Origin of the sequence: Rhodococcus sp. NyZ502, from assembly GCF_041464245.1 — a bacterium.
GTDB classification, from domain to species: Bacteria; Actinomycetota; Actinomycetes; order Mycobacteriales; family Mycobacteriaceae; genus Rhodococcus_F; species Rhodococcus_F qingshengii.
On record NZ_CP167155.1, the window covers coordinates 1,222,639 to 1,241,315 of the forward strand.

General features: G+C 61.1%; 20 protein-coding genes and 1 pseudogene. 10 read left to right on the top strand and 11 right to left on the bottom strand.

Going from position 1 to position 18,677, the window contains the following annotated elements:
• Positions 1-54 precede the first annotated feature (54 nt).
• Positions 55-828 (bottom strand): VOC family protein, encoded by a 774-nt coding sequence (locus ACBG85_RS05625; RefSeq protein ID WP_372026504.1) that lies wholly within the window; start codon positions 826-828, stop codon positions 55-57.
• Positions 829-1,090: 262 nt separating this feature from the next.
• Positions 1,091-2,035, bottom strand: a complete 945-nt coding sequence (locus ACBG85_RS05630; RefSeq protein WP_047269548.1) for an alpha/beta fold hydrolase — start codon at positions 2,033-2,035, stop codon at positions 1,091-1,093.
• Positions 2,036-2,179: 144 nt separating this feature from the next.
• Here ACBG85_RS05630 and ACBG85_RS05635 point away from each other — a divergent pair, with 144 nt between their 5' ends.
• Complete coding sequence (locus tag ACBG85_RS05635) at positions 2,180-2,392, top strand: hypothetical protein (protein ID WP_223304495.1); 213 nt, start codon at positions 2,180-2,182, stop codon at positions 2,390-2,392.
• Here the strand turns inward: ACBG85_RS05635 and ACBG85_RS05640 are convergent.
• Entirely contained in the window at positions 2,374-3,135 is a 762-nt protein-coding gene (locus tag ACBG85_RS05640; RefSeq protein ID WP_042452547.1) for an SDR family NAD(P)-dependent oxidoreductase, read from the bottom strand. The two genes, ACBG85_RS05635 and ACBG85_RS05640, sit on opposite strands and share 19 nt — an antisense overlap.
• 205 nt (positions 3,136-3,340) lie before the next feature.
• On the opposite strand from ACBG85_RS05640, the gene ACBG85_RS05645 reads away from it, so the two are divergent.
• Entirely contained in the window at positions 3,341-3,490 is a 150-nt protein-coding gene (locus ACBG85_RS05645; protein WP_021343080.1) for a hypothetical protein, read from the top strand.
• Between the two features lie 109 nt (positions 3,491-3,599).
• On the opposite strand, the gene ACBG85_RS05650 is transcribed toward ACBG85_RS05645, so the two are convergent.
• Positions 3,600-4,445 carry a hypothetical protein gene (locus tag ACBG85_RS05650; protein ID WP_218694775.1) on the bottom strand — a complete coding sequence of 282 codons (846 nt, stop codon included), beginning with the start codon at positions 4,443-4,445 and terminating at the stop codon, positions 3,600-3,602.
• Between the two features lie 108 nt (positions 4,446-4,553).
• Here ACBG85_RS05650 and ACBG85_RS05655 point away from each other — a divergent pair, with 108 nt between their 5' ends.
• From ACBG85_RS05655 to ACBG85_RS05665, 3 genes are all read left to right on the top strand, one after another.
• The gene (locus ACBG85_RS05655; protein ID WP_042920218.1) at positions 4,554-5,789 is read left to right on the top strand and encodes a cytochrome P450; all 1,236 of its coding nucleotides are present in this window, start codon (positions 4,554-4,556) and stop codon (positions 5,787-5,789) included.
• Positions 5,786-6,349: a helix-turn-helix domain-containing protein gene (locus ACBG85_RS05660; RefSeq protein WP_341514067.1), complete on the top strand. Its 564-nt coding sequence runs from the start codon at positions 5,786-5,788 to the stop codon at positions 6,347-6,349. Before ACBG85_RS05655 ends, ACBG85_RS05660 begins: the two co-directional genes overlap by 4 nt.
• 99 nt (positions 6,350-6,448) lie before the next feature.
• On the top strand, positions 6,449-8,362 hold the full coding sequence (locus tag ACBG85_RS05665; RefSeq protein ID WP_218694773.1) for an alkyl/aryl-sulfatase: 1,914 nt from the start codon (positions 6,449-6,451) through the stop codon (positions 8,360-8,362).
• A gap of 34 nt (positions 8,363-8,396) precedes the next feature.
• On the opposite strand, the gene ACBG85_RS05670 is transcribed toward ACBG85_RS05665, so the two are convergent.
• From ACBG85_RS05670 to ACBG85_RS05680, 3 genes are read right to left on the bottom strand one after another with little or no spacing between them, the layout of a single operon-like run.
• Positions 8,397-9,017: an L-threonylcarbamoyladenylate synthase gene (locus tag ACBG85_RS05670; RefSeq protein WP_003945756.1), complete on the bottom strand. Its 621-nt coding sequence runs from the start codon at positions 9,015-9,017 to the stop codon at positions 8,397-8,399.
• A gap of 26 nt (positions 9,018-9,043) precedes the next feature.
• Entirely contained in the window at positions 9,044-9,469 is a 426-nt protein-coding gene (locus tag ACBG85_RS05675) for a MerR family transcriptional regulator (protein WP_063314938.1), read from the bottom strand.
• 35 nt (positions 9,470-9,504) lie between these two features.
• The gene (locus tag ACBG85_RS05680) at positions 9,505-11,004 is read right to left on the bottom strand and encodes a SulP family inorganic anion transporter (RefSeq protein ID WP_256933131.1); all 1,500 of its coding nucleotides are present in this window, start codon (positions 11,002-11,004) and stop codon (positions 9,505-9,507) included.
• 297 nt (positions 11,005-11,301) lie between these two features.
• On the opposite strand from ACBG85_RS05680, the gene ACBG85_RS05685 reads away from it, so the two are divergent.
• From ACBG85_RS05685 to ACBG85_RS05700, 4 genes are all read left to right on the top strand, one after another.
• The gene (locus tag ACBG85_RS05685; RefSeq protein ID WP_338927684.1) at positions 11,302-12,516 is read left to right on the top strand and encodes an Ig-like domain-containing protein; all 1,215 of its coding nucleotides are present in this window, start codon (positions 11,302-11,304) and stop codon (positions 12,514-12,516) included.
• Between the two features lie 55 nt (positions 12,517-12,571).
• On the top strand, positions 12,572-13,690 hold the full coding sequence (locus tag ACBG85_RS05690; RefSeq protein WP_042452525.1) for an Ig-like domain-containing protein: 1,119 nt from the start codon (positions 12,572-12,574) through the stop codon (positions 13,688-13,690).
• Positions 13,691-13,979: 289 nt separating this feature from the next.
• Positions 13,980-14,348 (top strand): hypothetical protein, encoded by a 369-nt coding sequence (locus ACBG85_RS05695; RefSeq protein ID WP_256933130.1) that lies wholly within the window; start codon positions 13,980-13,982, stop codon positions 14,346-14,348.
• A 353-nt stretch (positions 14,349-14,701) separates the two neighbouring features.
• Complete coding sequence (locus ACBG85_RS05700) at positions 14,702-14,872, top strand: hypothetical protein (RefSeq protein ID WP_007734610.1); 171 nt, start codon at positions 14,702-14,704, stop codon at positions 14,870-14,872.
• A 16-nt stretch (positions 14,873-14,888) separates the two neighbouring features.
• Here ACBG85_RS05700 and ACBG85_RS05705 read toward each other — a convergent pair.
• The 3 genes and pseudogenes from ACBG85_RS05705 to ACBG85_RS05715 all read right to left on the bottom strand — a co-directional run.
• Positions 14,889-15,632, bottom strand: a pseudogene (locus tag ACBG85_RS05705) (HNH endonuclease family protein); the annotation flags it as partial.
• A 78-nt stretch (positions 15,633-15,710) separates the two neighbouring features.
• Entirely contained in the window at positions 15,711-16,076 is a 366-nt protein-coding gene (locus ACBG85_RS05710) for a pyridoxamine 5'-phosphate oxidase family protein (protein WP_047269305.1), read from the bottom strand.
• A gap of 112 nt (positions 16,077-16,188) precedes the next feature.
• Positions 16,189-16,557, bottom strand: a complete 369-nt coding sequence (locus tag ACBG85_RS05715; protein WP_020906454.1) for a hypothetical protein — start codon at positions 16,555-16,557, stop codon at positions 16,189-16,191.
• 704 nt (positions 16,558-17,261) lie between these two features.
• Here ACBG85_RS05715 and ACBG85_RS05720 point away from each other — a divergent pair.
• The gene (locus ACBG85_RS05720) at positions 17,262-17,732 is read left to right on the top strand and encodes a hypothetical protein (protein WP_003945723.1); all 471 of its coding nucleotides are present in this window, start codon (positions 17,262-17,264) and stop codon (positions 17,730-17,732) included.
• A 7-nt stretch (positions 17,733-17,739) separates the two neighbouring features.
• On the opposite strand, the gene ACBG85_RS05725 is transcribed toward ACBG85_RS05720, so the two are convergent.
• Positions 17,740-18,663 carry a DUF2797 domain-containing protein gene (locus tag ACBG85_RS05725; RefSeq protein ID WP_054187969.1) on the bottom strand — a complete coding sequence of 308 codons (924 nt, stop codon included), beginning with the start codon at positions 18,661-18,663 and terminating at the stop codon, positions 17,740-17,742.
• Between the last annotated feature and the right edge of the window lie 14 nt (positions 18,664-18,677).

The window sequence follows — 18,677 nt, forward strand, 5'->3', positions numbered from 1 at the left end:
TCCAGATGATCAGCGCGCAGAGACCGCGGACCGGTGCGGCCTCCGCGCGGAGAGTCATTCCATGATCGTGGAGATCTGGAACTTGGCACCTAGTGGATCGGCCACCGACGCGAGACGACCGAAGGGCGTGTCCTCGGGATCGCGCAAGACGCTGCCGCCGAATTCGACGACCTTGGCGACGGCCGCATCGGTGTCGTCCGCCCCGAAGTACACCTGCCAGAACGACGGCGCCTCTGCCGGGAGGAACGAGCTGGCATCCATCAAACCGGCGACGACGGTGTCGCCCTGCTTGGCCTGTGAGTACCGGAACTCGTCGCTGTCACCGATCGACTCGTAAGTCCAGCCGAACACGTCGGTGTAGAACGGCAGGACCGCGGCGTAGTTCTTGGACAAGGTCTCGTGCCAGACCGGCGCTCCGGCCTCGCCGACCAAACCGAAGCCGTGATGCTGATCTGCCTGCCAGATGCCGACGACGGCACCGGCCGGATCGCCCACGATCGCCATGCTGCCCTGAGGACCGACCTGCATCGACGGCATCATGATCGTTCCGCCCGCGGCTTGGGCCTTGGACGCCGACGCTGCCGCATCAGTCGAGGAGATGTAGGTGGTCCACACGTTGCCGTAGGGGTTTCCCTCCTGCTGGGGTCCGAGCCCGGCGATGGGCTGCCCGTCTTTGCTGAAGATCGCGTAGCCGCCGTACTGCGGGTCGTCGTTTGCGTCAGCCTGCCAGCCGAACACGTTGGTGTAGAAGGATTTGGCAACCTCGGTGTCGGAGCTGGTGAGGTCGATCCAACAGGGTGTTCCGTCGAGCGCTGTGCGTGCGGGCATCTGAAAACTCTCCTTAACCGAAACGGATACACAAGCAGGGGACGCGGAAATGCTTGGCCGAGGAAGGCCTGAATCTCACGCTACGCGCGTACCCCGACACATTCCCAGGGTTCGAGAGCTTTGGGGTATGTGTCCGTTTCGCGTTCCCCGGTGGGCCGGACCTGCCAACGTAGACGACCGCCGAATCGTTCTTGATACTCCGAAGTTGATGGGGCACTTGCTCGATCGGCAAGGGCGTTCCACCGGGGAGTGTTGGTACGTGTCAGCTCCTGATCAGCCCCGTGCGATCGAGCCACGCGAGCGCATGACGGGTGAACTCGTCCGGAATCTCCAATTGTGGGGTGTGACCGGTGTCGCCGAGAATGATGGTGGTCCAGTGTGGATGTGCAGCAGCGGCTGCCCGTGCGGCCTCGACTGGGACAAGCCGATCGCGATCGCCGTGCATCAGGAGCGTCGGAGTCGTGATCTCTCGCAATGTCTTTCGATAGGAGGCAGGACGGGCGAGGGTCATCAGCAGTGACCGTGCTGCCTGAAGGAATTCGGCATCCTGGGTAGGTTCGTTGCGGCGAATCGCCGTCAAGGCAGCGCCCGCGTCGAGGACCGCGGGGTCGGCTCGCGTCGGATCGGCAAAACACAATCTGGTCATCTGAGCGGCCAACTGCCGGTCTGACATCTTTCGGCGTCCGAAGCCGAGAACCTGCTCACCGACGTACGGCATCGAGTAGAGCGCGAATTGGGCGGCGACGGTCAGATCGGGAAGTTGGACGGGCAGGGGGAGCGCCGGATCCACCAGGACCAGGCCGGCGACTGATTCGGGACTGGCATGGGTCGACATTGCCGAGACCATTCCGCCCATGGAATTGCCGAACAGGACGGCGGGCTCACCCACCACTGTGTCGAGAAAGCGATTCAGAAGTACTGCGTTGGCGTCGACGCCGGTGTGTCGCCCACGGGCAGAGGTGAGTCCGAATCCGGCGAGGTCAAGTGCGTACACGCGCGTGCGCGCCGCCAGCGCCGGTGCGACCCGCACCCAGTTCAGGTGCGAGCCGCCCAGACCGTGAACGAGCACGATGGGCGGCGCTCCGCTGGGACCGCCGAAGTCGATCCAGTGAACGTCACCGCCGAGATCGGTGATGTTGCTTGTCCCGCCCCACGGGTGTGTGAGGGTGCTTCCGTCGACGAGTTGGGCCGAAACAGCGGATTCCATACCTGCCAGGATGCACCGAGGTGTCGTCGTAGTCACGCACTCGTTCCGGTTCGAAATCCGAATATGTGTCATCGATCACGGATTCTCAGGAAGCTCAGGAAACGGGCAAAACGGAATTTGACTGGTGTTCAGCACTTTTCGCGGTTGTCATCGCTGTCCGGCGGCCGTGGCGCGCGTCCGGCGGAGGTCGGTTCGGGCATACTGAAAACCATGTGGTGGATGGTCGGGCTCATAGTGCTGGCCGCGTTGGTTTTGGCATCCGTTCTGGTCGGTTTCGTTTTCCGCCGCCCGATCGCCGAAGCCAAGTCGGCGGTGCTTGCCTTCGACGACGCCAGCTCTCAGCCCCAGCGCGACTGACCACCGTCGAGCGGAATTGTTGCTCCAGTCAGATACGCGGCATCCGGGCCGACCAGGAAAGCCACCGCGGTTCCGATGTCCGTTTCGCAGTCGCCGATCCTCCGTAGCGGAATCCCGGCAACAAAGGCGGCAGCCTCCTCCGGGCGTGCATCTGCCCACCGCTGCAGCCCCGGCGACGACGCGTGGGGAGCAACCGCGTTGACCCGGATCCCGTCGACGCCCCATTCGCATGCTGCCGCGCGACTGAGGGCTCGGACGGATTCCTTCACGGCCGCGTAGCCGCCGTAGCCGGCAGCGTCCCAGCGGACGGCCACGGAGCTGACCATGTTGATGATTGCCCCGCCGCCGCGCTCCTTCATGAACGGGTAACAGGCCTGCATGGTTCGCAGAGTCGCGACGGGGCCGGACGTCAATCCGTCGGCAAGGCGCTCCGGAGTGAGGTCGAGGACGTTGCCGAGCGGGTTGAGGCTGGCGTTGTTGATCAGAATGTCGACGCCGCCGAACAGTTCCACCGTTCGCGCCACGGCTCCGGTGATGGAATCCGCGTCGGCGATATCCATGAGCACCGGTTCGGCACGGCCTCCGCGTTCGGCGATCTCGTTACATGTGACGACGAGTTTCGACTCAGTGCGGCCCGCGACCGCGACGGAAGCGCCCTCCTTGGCGAGCGCAAACGCAACTCCCTGGCCGACGCCTTGCCCTGCGCCAGTGATCAGGGCCACTTTTCCATCCAACTTGCCCACTGCTGTTCTCCTGCTCGTCATTCAACGGTTCCCGAAGCGTTGTCCGAATCGCGCATTGTTACTCGTGGGTTCCCGCTGGATGAGATGTGAGTTACGTCCCACTCAGCGGCACCGCTTCAAATTTCGGTCGTCTTACGTATATTGTGAGCGCCGTTACATACCGGGCGCGCGGACCGCGTACACATTCCATGATGAGGAGCTAGACATGGCATACACCAGCAGCATTGCAGCCAACGCAACCACCGGACCGCTCACGGACCTGGCCAAGGTTCTCGGCCCGATCGCCGGCATCGTTAGCGGCATCGCAGCCGTCGCCACGATTGCTGCACTCTTCGGTGGCAACAGCGCTTCCTGATCTGCTTCTGCAGTCAGATTTCCTCCGGCTCGCATTCTGAAGATATTGCCTTCGTGGATGCGGGCCGGAGGTTTGCCTGCAGATGAATACCTGTGTCTTGCAGGCACATTCATTTTTGTGATACGTCGATCTTTGCCGGCACATCCACACCTTCTTCGTGGACCTGGGGCCCGAAGTTCGGCAGCGGAGAGAAGTCGAGTGCCGCCTCCGAACCGCGGTAATGGCGGAAGTAGAAGAGGGATCGGTCGGGCCGCACCAGGCTGGCCGGTTCGCTTGTCTTCCATCCCCAGTAGACGTCTGCTCGCAAAATCTCCGACAGCCTCAGTATGTTCTTGCAACCATGGCTCTGTAGCCCAAGGCATTTCAATTCCTCGACGTCTCGCAATTGCCCGTCGCGCGTCCACCTGGATTCGTAGACCAGAGCATCGAGAACGACGCGGTGCGAACCCGCTTGAGTAACGCCGGCAAGTAGAACCTCCCAGTCCAATCCTGGTGCGTGTTGGAGGTATTCGTCGGCGTCGATGAATGCTGCCCATGCGACGGTGTCGCGGTACCGGCTCACGTAATCGACGTACGCCTCTACCTGTCCGTGCACGATCCGACCGTCCGCGTCGCGCGGTTGCCAGTCGACGATCGTCACCGGAAGGTCGTGCAGTTCTTTGCGGAATGCGACCTGAACTTCACTGTCCGACATCGATCGGGTGAAGGCGCCGTAAGAGTTGCCTCTCTTGTCCTCGCTGCGGCCGTGCCAACGGTTGAGGCTGAATGCGCTTGTCTTGCGGGTGGACCCGACGGAACCGGTGTTGTCGTAGAGAACAACCTCCCAGCCTTGCTCGATGTGGTGCAGGCACCAGTCTCTGATGAAGGGGAGATGTTCGCGGGGGAGCAGGACCGCAACCACGGCGCGGCGCCCGGCGTCAGCGCTGTTCGGATGATTCTTCGGATCCGTGATCACCCGACACACGATAGTGCTCTGCGTGGATGCGAGTTACTCAATGCTGCTCGTGGGAACGGTTGATCGTAGAACGTTGACACATTCGGCTATTTGTCTCATAGTCGAGTCATGACAACTTCTGTGTCACATTCGCCACGGTTTGTACCTTCCACCGGGGAGTCCTGGCGTTCGCCCTGGGCCATGTACGACGCATTGCGCGAGAACGACCCGGTGCACAACGTTGTGCCGGAAGCTGCGCCGCAGGACGACTACTGGGTGCTCACCCGTCACGAAGACGTCTACAACGCCGCTCGCGACTACGAGACGTATTCGTCGGCAAAGGGATTGACCACTGTCTACGGTGAACTCGAACAGATCGGGATGCAGGACAATCCGCCGTTCGTGATGCAGGATCCGCCAGTGCAGTCGGAGTTCCGGCGCATGGTGTCGAAGGGTTTCACTCCGCGTCAGGTATCGGCGGTCGAGCCGATGGTTCGCGAATTTGTCGTCGAACGTATCGAGGCGCTGAAAGCGCGTGGCAGCGGCGATATCGTCGTCGAGCTCTTCAAACCGTTGCCGTCTATGGTTGTCGCACACTATCTGGGTGTGCCGGAATCGGACCGTGACCAGTTCGACGGCTGGACCGAAGCCATTGTCGCTGCCAATTCGGCAGGTGGTGTGGCCGCGGCAGCGACGACGGCGCAGGCCGCCACCGGTGAGCTGATGATGTACTTCGCTTCGCTGATCGAACGCCGCAAGGTCGAACCGGGTGACGACACGATTTCGCACCTACTCGCCGCTGGACTCGGTGAAGACGGCGACATGTCCGGCCTGCTGTCGATTCTGGGCTTCGCCTTCACCATGGTGGCCGGTGGAAACGACACCACGACAGGAATGCTGGGTGGTTCGGTGGCGATGCTGACCGAACGCCTCGACCAGCGTCAGATCCTGCTGGACGATCCCGCATTGATCACCGACGCGGTCGACGAGTTGCTTCGACTCACCTCGCCGGTCCAAGGACTGGCACGCACCACGACGCGAGATGTGGCCTTGGGTGGCAAAGTGATTCCGGCAGGACGTAAGGTTCTGCTGATGTACGGTGCGGCCAATCGTGATCCCGAGAAGTACGGACCCGACGCGGCGGAGTTGGACGTCTTGCGTCGACCGCAGAAGATTCTCACCTTCAGTCATGGCGCCCACCACTGTCTGGGGGCGTCGGCAGCTCGGATGCAGGCTCGAGTTGCGTTGGAAGAGTTACTCTCCCGGATTCCCGACTTCCATGTCGACATCGACGCGATGCAATACGCGCCGGGCAACTACGTGCGCCGTCCGCTCTCGGCTCCGATGTCGGTGACTCGGCCATGAGCAACGACTGGCTCGGAGAGGGGCGCGCCTTGGCGGCAGCCGAGAAGATCCTCGACAGCGCGGCACAATTGTTCGTCGCGAAAGGCGTCAATGCGGTCGGTATGGCGGAGATAGCCTCTGCTGCAGGATGTTCCCGGGCCACCTTGTATCGGTACTTCGAGAATCGGCAGGCTCTTCACATTGCGTTCGTTCACCGCGAAGCTCGCAGGCTGGGAACTGCGATCGCGGAATCGGTAGCGACCATCGACGATCCGAGTGAGCGTCTGGAGACGGCCATACTCACTGCAGTGTCCGCGGTGCGTAGCACTCCGACGTTGGCTGCATGGTTCACCCCGGGCGATGCGAGTCTTGCCGGTGAACTTGCCAATTCATCCGACGTCATCAACGGACTTGGTGTCGCCATGCTCGGTGAACTCGGAGCAGGCACAGCGTCGCGGGCGCGCTGGATCGTGCGAGTGATTCTCTCGCTGCTCATGGTGCCGGGGGCGGACGAGAACGACGAGCGGACGTTGGTGCGTGAGTTCGTCGTTGCGCTGTTGATTGCTGAACGGGCCACCTGATCATCCCTTCCGGGTGATGTGCGAGGGCTGCGTGGGGATCGAGGATGAACCGATATCCCGACACAGGTCACCGCGAGTTCCCGAGGAGCGTAAGAGAAGATGACTACACCGTCCGAACTCGACCCCAAGCCCGCCACCGAAGCGACTCGCCTGGCAAATGCCCAGGTTCTCCGTGACCTTCCTTTCGACGACACCTTCGACTTCGAACTGATTTCTCGAGGTCTCGTGGCACCGCTCATCGATGGCGGACTGGTCAAAGGTGACAAAGGGCAGTTCATCTTCTCGTACGACGCCTACGGGTTCGCCGACGGCGATGCACCGGATACCGTCAACCCGAGTCTGTGGCGCCAAGCCACTTTAATGGGAAAGGGCGGTGGACTGTTCAAGCTGGCTGATCGTCTGTACCAGGTGATCGGCCAGGACTTGTCGAACACGACGATCATCGAGGGCGACACCGGGTTGATCATCGGTGACACTCTGATGTCCGCGGAAACAGCCGCTCTCGCGCTGGAGTTGTACTACCAGCACCGCCCGAAGGTTCCGGTCAAGGCAATCATCTTCACGCACTCCCACGGCGATCACTTCGGCGGTGTCAAAGGATTTGTCACCGACGAAGAGATCGAGTCCGGTGCCGTAAAGGTCTACGCACCAGACAGTTTCACGGAGGAAGCGATTTCCGAGAACGTACTTGCCGGCACGGCGATGACACGTCGCGGAATGTACATGTACGGATCGTTCCTGCGTCCGGGGCCACAAGGGCAGGTATCCGGTGGTCTCGGCCTGTCCACTTCGCACGGCACTTCGACGTTCGCCGTGCCTACCGACGTCATCACCGAACCGGTGCACGAAGAGGTCATCGACGGTGTGCGCGTGACGTTCATGCTCGCGCCGGGAACCGAAGCGCCATCCGAAATGCTCTTCTATTTACCAGATTTCAAGGCGCTCGGGTCAGCTGAGGACGTCACGCACACGATGCACAATCTATACACGTTGCGCGGCGCCAAGACTCGCGACGCCAAAGCGTGGTCGCACTACGTGCGTCTGGCAATGGAACTGTTCCCCGACGTCGAAATCATCTTTGCGCAGCATCATTGGCCCACGTGGGGCAACGACAAGATCTTGAAGCTGATGTCGGATCAGGCAGATCTGTACAAGTATCTGCACGATCAGACGTTGCGCCTTGCCAACAAGGGACTGACACCGGTAGAGATTGCCGACCAGATCGAGGTACCCGACGCGATCGGAAAGCAGTGGTACAACCGTGGGTACTACGGCTCGCTCAGTCACAACGTCAAAGCGATCTACACCTTCTATCTCGGTTGGTTCGACGGCGTTCCCGCTCACCTCAATCCCCATCCGCCGGTGGAGAACGGCAAGCGCTACGTCGAAGCCGTCGGCGGACCGGACGCACTTTTGACCAAGGGCAAGCAGGCGTTCGACGACGGCGACTACCGCTGGGCGGCCGAGCTGGTGAACCATCTGGTGTTCGCCGATCCGAGCAATCAGAAAGCGCGAGAGTTGTTGGCGGACACGTACGAACAACTCGGCTACCAAGCCGAGAACGGTACGTGGCGCAACTTCTACCTGGTCGGAGCGATGGAATTGCGGCATCCGCTGGCACCGATGCCGTCCAACAACCCCACCGGCCCGGCCGTGGTCGCAGTGATGCCGCTCGAACAGATGCTGGATTTCTGGGCAGTTCGCCTCGACGGTCCCAAAGCAGCCGATGTAGACCTGTCGTTGCGATTCGTATTGTCCGACACCGCGGACAACGTCCTGGTCACAGTGCGCAACGGCGTGCTGAACTACGACATGGACAAGGCAGATGCTTCGGCCGCCCTGACTCTGACCTTGACCCGTGCCGTGTTCAACGAGGTGTATCTGGGAACGACCTCGCTCACCGAATCCATCAAGGCCGGAACGGCAAAAGCTGTGGGAGATCGGTCCGAACTGGAGACGTTCATCTCGCTGCTGGAGGACTTCGATCTGTGGTTCGATATCGTCACGCCGTGACTGGTCGACTCCATGATGTGGCCCGGGTGGGGGATCATTCGAAACGAGAAGGATCTCCTGCGCCGACCCGCACGATTTCGGGAACACCGGACGAATAGTCGACGACTGTGGTGGGTTCGGTTCCGCAGTCACCCGAGTCGATGACGGCGTCGAGTTGGTGGTCGAGTTCTTCCTTGATCTGCCAGCCGTCCGTCATCGGTTCCTCGGCGCCGGGCAGGAGAAGGGTGCTGGAGAGGATGGGTTCACCCAACTCTTGCAAGAGTGCCCGCACTACCGGGTGGCTGGGGATACGCACTCCGACGGTCTTCTTCTTGGCGTGTGCCAGCCGACGCGGAACTTCCTTCGTGGCGGGAAGGATGAACGTGTACTGCCCAGGCGTAGCCGCTTTCACCGCGCGGAACGCCGAGTTGGTGACGTGGACGAAGTGCCCGAGCTGCGCGAAATCGGCACAGACCAGCGTGAAGTGATGGTCCGAACGCAGATGACGGATCTCGCGGATCCGATCGGTGCCCGAGTGATTGTCCATTCGGGCGCCCAGGGCGTAGCAGGAGTCGGTGGGGTAGGCGATGACCGCGTCGTTGCGCAGCATTTCGACGATCTGGCTGATCGCGCGCGGCTGCGGGTTTTCCGGGTGAACGTCGAAGTATCGGGCCATCAACTCAGCTTAGTTCAGCTTGCAGATCACGAATGCCGTTCACCGTTGAGACTGTGGTCGGCGAGCAAACCCGTCAGCTCTTCGGCGTAGGCGAGTTGCTTACGTAAGTGTGTGCAGCTTTCTTCCGCCCGGGTGTGGCAGTCGGTGACGAATTCGGTTGCAGCGGTGCGCGTTGACGCGTCCGAAGCTTCGTCGTCGAGCACTGCCAGAGAATCGAGAAGTTGTTTCATTTCTTCGAGACTGAATCCGAGCGGCTTCATTCGTCGGATTACCAGTAGCCGTTGGACATCGGCCTCGGTATAGAGGCGGAATCCTCCGGCGCTCCGCTCGGACGGAGTAACCAGACCGACCTCGTCGTAATGACGAATCGTCTTGATCGACAGTTCGGTGCGTTCGGCAACCTGTCCGATCTGCATGTTCGGCCCTTGGCCCGCATGTTCCGGCTCAGACATCACTCCCACTTTCCTCGCGCTGGGCCTCCATACTCTCAGTGACCGTCACCCAGGCGACCGGACAGGCGCAGGTGGCGCTCGGCCGATGCGTCGTCGAGCCCCACGATCTCGACATTCTTGCCTCTGGCCGCGTACTTGGTGGTGATGGCGTCTAGTGTCGCGACGGTCGACGCGTCCCAGACATGAGACTCGGACAGATCGATGACAATGTTCTTCGGGTCGCCGGCGTAGTCGAACTGGTAGATCAGATCGTTGCTGGATGCGAAGAACAGTTCGCCTCGAACCGCATAGACACGGGTGTCCTCGTCCGGATGCGCGACGTCGATCACTTCGGTGAGATGCGCGATGCGGCGAGCGAAGATGACCATCGCGGTGATCACTCCGACGATCACGCCGTAGGCAAGATTGTGGGTCGCGACGGTGACTACCACGGTGACCAACATGACCACTGTCTCGCCGATCGGCATGCGGCGCAGGGTCTTCGGATTGATGCTGTGCCAATCGAAAGTGCCGACAGAGACCATGATCATGACGGCCACCAATGCGGCCATGGGAATCAACGCCACCACATCGCCGAGGCCGACGACGAGTATCAGCAAGAACACGCCCGCCAGGAAAGTCGAGATTCGAGTGCGAGCGCCGGAGACCTTGACGTTGATCATGGTCTGGCCGATCATCGCGCACCCTCCCATGCCCCCGAAGAAGCCGGTGACGATGTTCGCGACGCCTTGGCCCCACCCTTCTCGGGTCTTGTTCGATTGAGTATCCGTGACGCCGTCGACGAGCTTGGCCGTCATCAACGATTCGAGGAGTCCGACGAGCGCCATGGCCAATGCGTACGGCGCAATGATCGACAGTGTGTGCATGTCCAGGGGGACATCGGGGAACAGTAGCGTCGGTAGGCTCGACGGAAGCTCGCCCTCGTCGCCGACGTTGGGGACATCGAACGCGAAAACGACTGTGGCGGTTGTCAGTAGCACGATTGCCACCAGTGGAGCCGGGACGGCGTTCGTCAGTTTCGGCAGGAATACGAGTAGCAGAAGTGCGACTGCAAGGAGTGGGTAGACGAGCCACGGAACATCGATCAGGTGGGGGAGTTGGGCGATGAAGATCAAGATGGCGAGTGCGTTGACGAATCCCACCATGACGCTGCGCGGAATGAAGCGCATCAACTTTGCGACGCCCAGGAGGCTCAGCACGATCTGGAGAAGGCCGGCCAGAAGGACTGTCGCAATCAGGTAGTCGATTCCGTACTCGCGCGTCAGTGGAGCGACGACCAGTGCGACGGCGCCGGTAGCTGCGGAGATCATTGCGGGTCGTCCGCCGACGACGGCGATGGTCACTGCCATCGTGAACGACGCGAACAGTCCTACCCGCGGATCGACGCCGGCGATGATCGAGAACGAGATCGCCTCGGGAATCAGTGCCAACGCCACGACCAGTCCGGCCAAAACCTCCGTTTTGAGACGGTGAGGTGACCGGAGCGCGGCCCGAACCGAATTGTCGTTGGTGGATGAAGCGATGGTTACTGCCATGAGATTCCGTCCTGACGAGGTTCTCATACTCTACCCTCCTGTAAGGGTAGAGTATGACCGGAGATCTCGCTACGGTGCGAACTTCTGTCGAATTGTGTTTCCCCGCAGTGAATCTCGAATCGCGAGATTGATCGAGAGGGGAAAGGCCTGCGGCGGCGGTCAGATGTGACGACCAGTAACCCTTACCAAGTATTTACCTACTGTGTGGTTTTTGTTTATTGAAAAAGGGTCAACTCGGGCGCTGGCTCCGTTACAGTTCGGCGGCAAACGTCAATCAGGTTGTTCCGAGAGGACATCATGTCAAAACGCCTACTGAATGCTGCGCTCCTTACCGGCCTCCTTGCCGGTGGAACCGCTGTGTCCGTGATTCCGGCAACCGCGGCGCCCGTTGCAGAAACCACGTCGACAACGTTCCAGGTCACGTGCCGCGCAGTTCCGAGTGCGTTCTCCGGTCCTTCGTCAGACGGAAAGCCTGCTACGGTGCGGGTTTCGGCTCCGACGGTAGTCGCGCCAGGTCAGGTCTTCGACATCGACGTGGATCCGGGTAGCGTCCAGATCCCGAACGATGTGAGCGGCGCAAGCGTCAAGAAGATCTCGCGTCTGAAGATTGATCTGCCGATTCCGACCAACGCGGAGTTCGTTTCGGCGACGGTCACCGATCCGGGCAATGTTATTGCCGGGAAACCTGCTTCGGTGATTCGTGTCAACGAAGACGGCACTCCCGCAGCGGACGGTCCGATACTCCGGTTGTCCGGCGCAAACGAAGCGATCGGCAACAGTCCGTCATCGTCGTCGGGTGCGCACGGCGGGCTTGCGATCAATGATCAGTCCGGAGTCGAGACCAACATCGTCTTTCCGAAGATCAGAATCACCGTAAAGGCCGGGCCGTCCGGCGCAGTCGAAACCAATGTCCGGACTTCGGGTGCTGCAGGTACTTTCGGCGGGCCCGAGTCATTTTTGACCTTCCTCCCTCAGGTCAGTCACTGGCTCGCGGGAACCATCTGGGCGCCCACATCCTGCTCGCCGCGCGACGCTGAGACCGGCCCCCTCAATGCCGGTGCCGGCGCCCTGGCATCCACGAAGATCGACGGGGACCTGGGGCCCGTTGATCCTGAGCCAGGCGCGGACATCGTGACTAAGCTCGAAGGACCGGCTACCGCCGCGACCGGTACCAAGGTGTCTTTTGCTTCTCACGTCGATCCGGAAAACACAACGGGAACAGTACAGTTCATGGTCGACGGCAAACCCGTCGGTGACCCGCGGCCGGTGGTTCGCGGTATTGCGCGCCTGGATCTCACCTTCGGTAAGGCGGGTACCAAGTCCGTGACTGCAGTATTCACCGCTACCGGAGACGAGGCGAAGTACACGTCGGCGGCACACGTACTCACGGTGACCGGTGACACCACAGGTCCGGTCGATCCCGACCCGACCGATCCGGGCACTCCGGGCGGTCTCGGCAGCCTCGAGTCCGTTCTGCCGCAGCTGCCAACGGGTTCGCTCGGTGGCAAGTGATCACGGTCCTACCTCACTGAACTTTCAATGGCCGAGTTCTTCTGAAAGGCAACACATGAACCCCCGCACTCTGGCAGTTTGCGCTGTCGTACCAGCACTCGCGGCCGGACTCCTCGCTGTGTCCGCGCCGGTGGCAGCGGCTTCCGATACCGTGACGCGGACAGTTTCCTTCGAACACAAGTGCCGGGTCGACGGCGCCACCGATTGGGATTCGTCGTTCTCCGACAACATGGAGGTAACGGCGCCCACGTCCGTGCGTCCCGGCGAACAGTTCACAGTGAAATTGCATCCAGGCACCATGCGTAGTTCGGATTCGGACACCGGTCGTATCAAGTACGACATCGCACTACCGCAAGGGGCAACCCTGGTTTCGTACTCCCTCGTCGGTGATTCGTCGTCCAACTTGACCGGCGAGACTGCGGTGCTGCTCCGGGTGGGCGCAGACGGAAACGCGAACCCGGCGGGTGAGTACCTGCGAATTACCGGTACCGGCAACAAGACAGTCAACGACGGTCCGAGCGCGAACGACAACAAGCCCAAGGAAGGGCTGCAAGTCAAGGCGAACACGGACTTTCGTTTGCCGGCAGTCGAATTGAAACTCGAAGCTCGGTCCGACGAGGGAAATGCGACGACGCACCTGCGCGCCGGGGCGACGAGCCCGAGCATCAAGATCAAAGACACGAGCATGAGTTTCGGTGAGTCCCGGTGGGTCAATGCCGCTGGGTATTGTGTTGCTGCGGGGGAAGGACGCAACGCCCTCTCGACTACCGAGGTCTTCACGACCAACCAGACCGAGACGATGGTCGCTGTCGCACTGGAGGCACTGACGGGCGAAGACGTCAAGATTGCGGCGAGTATCGACCCGAACCCGGGTGAGGGAACGGTCGAGTTCTTCGACGGCGATACGAAGATCGGCAGCGCCACAGTCGATTCCAATGGCCATGCAGAACTGGTCTGGCCGTTCCGCGACCAGGGCGAGCATCGCATCACCGCAAAGTTCTTGGGTACCAAGAAGTTCAGTTCTTCGGAATCTGCGGACAAGACCGTGACCGTCACCGTGCCTGGTGTCATCGTCGTCGAGCCGGTGGATCCGACGGAACCGGAAACTCCTGGTGGAACCGGAAGCCTCGGGGACATCTTCTCGAAGCTGCCGACGGGCTCACTCGGAGGCTGAGTCACCCAAACGGCAGGGGAGCGTCGACGTTTCGGCTCGAATGCGGGTGTGTGATCGAAGGCTGGAATGACAGGTTCGAATCATGCCGAGAGCCGCAACGCCGGCGTTCTCTGATCTTCTCAATGGGAGTCTCCGTCACGGAAATCGGGCCAGAACCACAAAAAGGTAGCTCACCAAAACTCGTGCCCTTTTACTACCGTTAGTTGAAGAACTGCGCGAACCGCGGGTTCTTACATCAACAAGCCTTCGAACTCGCCGCTGCGGTTCAGGTATGAACAAGGTAGGGAAAATGCGCAAGGTTAGTTTGCTCGCGTCCGCTGCAGCAGTAGCTGTCGGTGTGGCAATGATCGGGACGTCTGCGGCCTCAGCAGCGCCGGGAACGATTCCCGGTCACGGGCTGTTCGACGTGCCGTGGGAGGTGTTGCCGGGAACCTACACGACGTCTGGGCCCGTATCAGCTGACATGCCGTGCATATACGGCCGAGCAAAAGTCGACGGCGATGGTGAATTGAATGTACTCGAGTTCGAAAGCACCCTCGAACCGGCGACAGTCACGATTCTCTTGACGGATTCTCGCTTCACCACCGCATATTGCTCTGATTGGAAGCGAGTGTCGTCAGTCGGATCGTTGGATCTCGGATCACTTTTCGGGTTATAGACGTCGCCGCTCTGATTCCAGATGGGCCTCTGGCCGTGGCCACGGACCTCTGCTATCTCGGCTGACGCTCGCCTCGCGGATGTGCTCGTTCGTCTCGAGTTTCCGACCACTCGTCGCATGAGTCCATGACCAGGGACTTTAGCCCTCGGTAATTACCTACCAATCGGTATATTCTGCGAAGGTACGGACTTCGTGAACCGATGTGAGTTGGCTCCGGGGGACGTGCCGGCCTCGCAGGACCGCCCGCAAAGTCAGCCCGGTGAGGCCACCGGAGTTCGCGCATTTCGACAGATTGCCGCTGGGTCCGTCCGCTACGAGGGGAGCGGACGGACCTGACAGCACGAGAGAGTGCCATGCCTGAACGTGGTCAAAGCAGAGTGGACGCGGGGATCATTGCCGTCGTCGCAGTCATCACCGGTGTGTTCGTCGCACTGACCGGTCACGGTCTGGTTGCAGCGCTCGCCACCGTAGTGGGCCTCGCGCTCGGAATGGCGATTGTGCGGTATCTGATCAAGGGCCGCTGATCACCGCAAGAGTTCAGCAGGTCGCGAGAATGTCTGCGATGGTGTCGTGTTCGGCTTGGGTGACCCACAAACCGTATGCCGCTTTGACTTCCACTTGAGCAGTCACGTACTGGCAGCGGTAGGCCTTGTTGGGTGGCAGCCAGGTCGCCGCGTCGGAATCCGACTTCTTCTGGTTCGTGGGCCCGTCGACAGCGCGCAGGTTTCGAGGGTCGTTGGCCAGATTGGTTCGCGTCTGTGTATCGAGCTGTTGTGCGCCCTTCTGCCAGGCGTCCGAGAGTGCGACTACATGATCGATCTGGACTGCAGAAGACGTGTCCTGGCCGCGGGTGAACGCGATGGTCTTGTTCGTGTACGGGTCACGGAGCGTACCGGTTTGGACCGAGCAGCTTTTGGAGCCGTCCTTGAATGTCAGGTCGGTGAGGTCACGCCGCAGGATGTCGTTGCGAGTATCGCAGCCGTTGTGGCCGAATTCGACGGTGACGTCGTCGGTCCAGGCGGTACCGAACAGCGCGCGGTCGTATCCGGTCTTGGGTGCGCGTCCCTTGACGGGGATCTGTGCCAGCAGTTCAATTGCGGCGGACGAAGGAGCCGAGGCTTCGGTCACGACCGTCGTGGTGACCCCGGATCCGATTCCCGAACCGAGAGAAGATGTTTCGGGCGCGTCGGCGTTGGAATTGGCGCAACCTCCCAGCACGATCACGGCAGCAATGCCGATGGTGACGCCGGTGATGCCGCGCCTGTGATGTGCCGTGCGTGCCATGTGTGAGAGTCCATTTCTGCGAGAGATGAACTACAAGTATGTCATTCACGACAATTCGGGCCTAACCGGCACTGTCTGTCAGTCCGGTCGAAGGAACCATCGAGTCACCGGGACCGAGACGAGGACCCGCGGACCGTCACGAGTTTCGTCTGCGGCATCCCAGCCGTCGTACTTCTCGCCGAAAAGTCTCAGGAGGTCGACGAATTCGCCGACGTCGTGATGAATTGTCGCGAGGCCCTGTGCGACCCACGGGTCGCCAGCGGATCCGTCGACTGCCAACGAGACCCGAGGATCGTCCAGCAGGTTCCGAACCTTACGATTCTGCTCAGCGCTCGGTATCCAGAATGTGTTCTGATGCAGTAAGAACCAGACCGGAGTCGTGTGCGGCGAGCCGTCGCTTCGGAGGGTGGTCAACCACACGCAAGGAGCATCCGCGATAGTCACGGTCCCAGTATCGGCGCCGGCGCGAGGTTCACCAATCGAGTGTTCGGAACGAACAATGCCCGACCCTCGCCGTTGGCGAGGACCGGGCATTGTCGGGAAGGGAGTGGAAGCGTCAGATCTCGATCTTGGGGGTCTGTTCGCCCAGCTTGTGGCGGGCCAGCGCCAGGTTCGCACGCGCACGGTCCAAAACGAGGTACACGAACAGCGTCGACAGTCCGGGCGTCTCGAGGACGCGAATGAGGTGGTACTGGTTGCTCAGGGTGATCAGGATGTCTTCCAGGGTGTCGGTAATCCCCAAGTTACTCATCGTGCGGAGCTTTGCTCGCACAACCTCGGAGTTGCCGGCGCCGGCGTACTCGAGGCTGAATGACGGGTTGCCGCTCATGCCGAGAACCATTCCGCTGTCGGCGTCGACGACGGCTGCACCGCTGGCACCGTCGATGCGCATCAATTCGCCGAGGATCTTGTCGATGTTGCTCATTGCTTCTCCTTGGTAGGGCCGAGTCGCGCGGGGCGACTCCAGGTGATGCTTCGGTGGTGAAGTCATCGGTACATTTCGAGGTGGAATCGTTGGTTGCGGCGTCGGGAGTGGGTCGGGCGGCAACTTTTCAGTTTGTGAGATTTGTGGGCTCGTTCCGTTCGGTGCAGATGGGCGGCCATTCGACGACTCGAATTCGTCGATGCGGTCTGCGGGTAGCCAGCCGTCTCCGGCGGGTGCGTTGAGTGGCCGTCTAGTATCCGTCTCGTAGTCCGGGGCCGGCGGCTGGAGTTGCGGATACACCGGTGCGGTCAGCGGTCGCTTGTACGGAATCGGCTGACCACCCGCGTCGGCGACGTTCGCGAACCAGGCGGCGTACCCGGGGTCGCTGCGATCGAGGTTTTGCCCGCGATCGTCGTCTTCCTCGCGGGAACCTCGTCGACGAAAAAGTCCCACTCGTTCCAGCCCCTTATAGACGAACTATTTCCGATCGGAGCGTTCCGGATGAACGCGGCAGACCGGACAATCCCACCCGTAGTTATTTTGCAGTTAAGTCACCGTAGCATGGGTTCGCGAACGGGGCATACAGTCCAATCCCGCAGTCGGGAGGGCGAGGCGCTCGGATTCGGCAGGATGCTCGGGCAATTGGCGCTGACGGGCGATGCCGGTCCGTTCGAACGCCAGTGGCCCTCTGGCATCCTTGAGGGATGAAGAAAACGATCACCGGGTTCATCGGTGCCTGCTCGCTGGTGGCGCTGGTTGCCTGCGGTTCTGACGGAGACAAACCGACCGAGGTCGGAACACTCACTTCCTCTGCTTCGGCGACCACCACGGCGACGTCGACGACGTCATCCGAGGCTCCGGCGACGTCGTCGGAAATACCTACCGAGACCCCTTCGGTCGACTCGAGTGCTCCGGCTGAGGTCCCGTCCGACCCGAATGTGAGTTCGGCACTGCCACGGACCTACGCGCAGGCGTGCTCCGACGTTCTCCGGTACCTCGACGCCTACCAGCCGGCCATCGACGAGTCCGGAGAGGAAATGGGCATGACGCGTGAATCATTGGCAAACGACATGCTGACCTCCATCCAGGCTTATCCCGAATGGTCGAGCCTGTCTGCCGACGAGCAGGCCGAGGTCACTCGCGGATTCGCCGCAGCGACTGCGGGAAGTTGCTGACCTACTTTCAGAACAACGATTCCTGAATCGCCACGCCAGGGGACTCGAACTCGCCGACGGTGATGGTTCGACCGACCAGTCCGGACACGTCCGCGACAAAGCGTGGCGATTCAGAGTCGGGGTCGATCCGCAGCGAGGCGATCGAACCGGCAAGGCCCTCCAAATACAAGGAATGTTCGCCGGACTCGAAAGTGTGCGGGTACGCGATCAACGGTGCCGCATCGAAGACCATGTCAGCGCACGCCGGCGCCGTCCATTCTTCGGGAGCCTCCAGGATCTCGATTCCGTCGATGTCCGATCCGATGTCATTCAGCTCGTCTTTGATCGACGATACGAAGTGGTGCAACGACTTTCGTAGTTTCTCTCGATCCAAGGGCCCTGTCAACGCTTCGATTTTCCGAGACGTACGTATTGCCTGGCTCAAGTGGAAGTGCTCCGAAACTCGGGCTTCGAGGGCGCGAATGCTGTAACCGTCCGTCGACCGCGCTACGAACAATGCGCAGACTGCCCCTTGTTCGGCGACTCGCGGATGCTTGCGGAACTCGGAAGCCGTCCCCACCTTCATCTGGCCGCCGGCGAATACGTCGACGTAGAGCCATTGTGGTTGTGCGAGGTAGGTACGCACATTCGGATGAATGTGCGCGCCGCTGACGTGTGCCTGATGAACCGTGGTGAACCCCTCACGATTTCGGCATCGGTCGCATTGGCGTCCTGCGGTGACCGTCGCCCCGCGGTCGCACGGCGAGTGTCCTGGACCTTCGGCGGTGAGATCTCGCCAGCCGAGGCAGCGGCGGCCCTTCGTCTCGTCGACGGAGAATCGCAGCACCGAGTCGTGAGTGAAGAAGGTCGTAGCGGAAGTGGTGTCGTCGACGCATCGGATCCGCGGTGCTGTCGGGTTCGACCAATCGATTCCGCGAACGAGCAGGGTCATGATGAAGTGTCGAT